At 50.6% G+C, this 2,873-nt stretch carries 2 rRNA genes; both read left to right on the top strand.

What is annotated here, in order from left to right:
* Positions 1–534 (top strand): 16S ribosomal RNA (locus ACCC84_RS23325); the annotation flags it as partial.
* Positions 535–680: 146 nt separating this feature from the next.
* A 23S ribosomal RNA gene (locus ACCC84_RS23320) occupies positions 681–2,873 on the top strand; the annotation flags it as partial.

Here is a 2,873-nt window from a genome sequence, read left to right as displayed (position 1 = left end):
CCTAGAGATAGGGCTTCTCCTTCGGGAGCAGAGTGACAGGTGGTGCATGGTTGTCGTCAGCTCGTGTCGTGAGATGTTGGGTTAAGTCCCGCAACGAGCGCAACCCTTGATCTTAGTTGCCATCATTAAGTTGGGCACTCTAAGGTGACTGCCGGTGACAAACCGGAGGAAGGTGGGGATGACGTCAAATCATCATGCCCCTTATGACCTGGGCTACACACGTGCTACAATGGACGGTACAAAGAGCTGCAAGACCGCGAGGTGGAGCTAATCTCATAAAACCGTTCTCAGTTCGGATTGTAGGCTGCAACTCGCCTACATGAAGCTGGAATCGCTAGTAATCGCGGATCAGCATGCCGCGGTGAATACGTTCCCGGGCCTTGTACACACCGCCCGTCACACCACGAGAGTTTGTAACACCCGAAGTCGGTGGGGTAACCTTTTTGGAGCCAGCCGCCTAAGGTGGGACAGATGATTGGGGTGAAGTCGTAACAAGGTAGCCGTATCGGAAGGTGCGGCTGGATCACCTCCTTTCTATGGAGAATTGATGAACGCTGTTCATCAATATAAGTTTCCGTGTTTCGTTTTGTTCAGTTTTGAGAGAACTATCTCTCATATATAAATGTATGTTCTTTGAAAACTAGATAACAGTGTAGCTCATATTTTTTAATTTTTAGTTTGGTTAAGTTAGAAAGGGCGCACGGTGGATGCCTTGACACTAGGAGTCGATGAAGGACGGGACTAACGCCGATATGCTTCGGGGAGCTGTAAGTAAGCTTTGATCCGAAGATTTCCGAATGGGGAAACCCACTATACGTAATGGTATGGTATCCTTACCTGAATACATAGGGTATGGAAGACAGACCCAGGGAACTGAAACATCTAAGTACCTGGAGGAAGAGAAAGCAAATGCGATTTCCTGAGTAGCGGCGAGCGAAACGGAACATAGCCCAAACCAAGAGGCTTGCCTCTTGGGGTTGTAGGACATTCTATACGGAGTTACAAAGGAACGAGGTAGACGAAGCGACCTGGAAAGGTCCGTCGTAGAGGGTAACAACCCCGTAGTCGAAACTTCGTTCTCTCTTGAATGTATCCTGAGTACGGCGGAACACGTGAAATTCCGTCGGAATCTGGGAGGACCATCTCCCAAGGCTAAATACTCCCTAGTGATCGATAGTGAACCAGTACCGTGAGGGAAAGGTGAAAAGCACCCCGGAAGGGGAGTGAAAGAGATCCTGAAACCGTGTGCCTACAAATAGTCAGAGCCCGTTAATGGGTGATGGCGTGCCTTTTGTAGAATGAACCGGCGAGTTACGATCCCGTGCAAGGTTAAGCTGAAGAGGCGGAGCCGCAGCGAAAGCGAGTCTGAATAGGGCGTTTAGTACGTGGTCGTAGACCCGAAACCAGGTGATCTACCCATGTCCAGGGTGAAGTTCAGGTAACACTGAATGGAGGCCCGAACCCACGCACGTTGAAAAGTGCGGGGATGAGGTGTGGGTAGCGGAGAAATTCCAATCGAACCTGGAGATAGCTGGTTCTCCCCGAAATAGCTTTAGGGCTAGCCTTAAGTGTAAGAGTCTTGGAGGTAGAGCACTGATTGAACTAGGGGTCCTCATCGGATTACCGAATTCAGTCAAACTCCGAATGCCAATGACTTATCCTTAGGAGTCAGACTGCGAGTGATAAGATCCGTAGTCAAGAGGGAAACAGCCCAGATCGCCAGCTAAGGTCCCAAAGTGTGTATTAAGTGGAAAAGGATGTGGAGTTGCTTAGACAACTAGGATGTTGGCTTAGAAGCAGCCACCATTTAAAGAGTGCGTAATAGCTCACTAGTCGAGTGACTCTGCGCCGAAAATGTACCGGGGCTAAATACACCACCGAAGCTGCGAATTGATACCAATGGTATCAGTGGTAGGGGAGCGTTCTAAGTGCAGTGAAGTCAGACCGGAAGGACTGGTGGAGCGCTTAGAAGTGAGAATGCCGGTATGAGTAGCGAAAGACGGGTGAGAATCCCGTCCACCGAATGCCTAAGGTTTCCTGAGGAAGGCTCGTCCGCTCAGGGTTAGTCAGGACCTAAGCCGAGGCCGACAGGCGTAGGCGATGGACAACAGGTTGATATTCCTGTACCACCTCTTTATCGTTTGAGCAATGGAGGGACGCAGAAGGATAGAAGAAGCGTGCGATTGGTTGTGCACGTCCAAGCAGTTAGGCTGATAAGTAGGCAAATCCGCTTATCGTGAAGGCTGAGCTGTGATGGGGAAGCTCCTTATGGAGCGAAGTCTTTGATTCCCCGCTGCCAAGAAAAGCTTCTAGCGAGATAAAAGGTGCCTGTACCGCAAACCGACACAGGTAGGCGAGGAGAGAATCCTAAGGTGTGCGAGAGAACTCTGGTTAAGGAACTCGGCAAAATGACCCCGTAACTTCGGGAGAAGGGGTGCTTTCTTAACGGAAAGCCGCAGTGAATAGGCCCAAGCGACTGTTTAGCAAAAACACAGCTCTCTGCGAAGCCGTAAGGCGAAGTATAGGGGGTGACACCTGCCCGGTGCTGGAAGGTTAAGGAGAGGGGTTAGCGTAAGCGAAGCTCTGAACTGAAGCCCCAGTAAACGGCGGCCGTAACTATAACGGTCCTAAGGTAGCGAAATTCCTTGTCGGGTAAGTTCCGACCCGCACGAAAGGTGTAACGATTTGGGCACTGTCTCAACCAGAGACTCGGTGAAATTATAGTACCTGTGAAGATGCAGGTTACCCGCGACAGGACGGAAAGACCCCGTGGAGCTTTACTGTAGCCTGATATTGAATTTTGGTACAGTTTGTACAGGATAGGCGGGAGCCATTGAAACCGGAGCGCTAGCTTCGGTGGAGGCGCTGGTGGG

The organism is Serratia odorifera (assembly GCF_041448735.1).
GTDB classification, from domain to species: domain Bacteria; phylum Pseudomonadota; class Gammaproteobacteria; order Enterobacterales; family Enterobacteriaceae; genus Serratia_F; species Serratia_F odorifera.
Note: the sequence above shows the minus strand (reverse complement) of the source record. Positions and strands in the feature narration are given on the sequence as shown.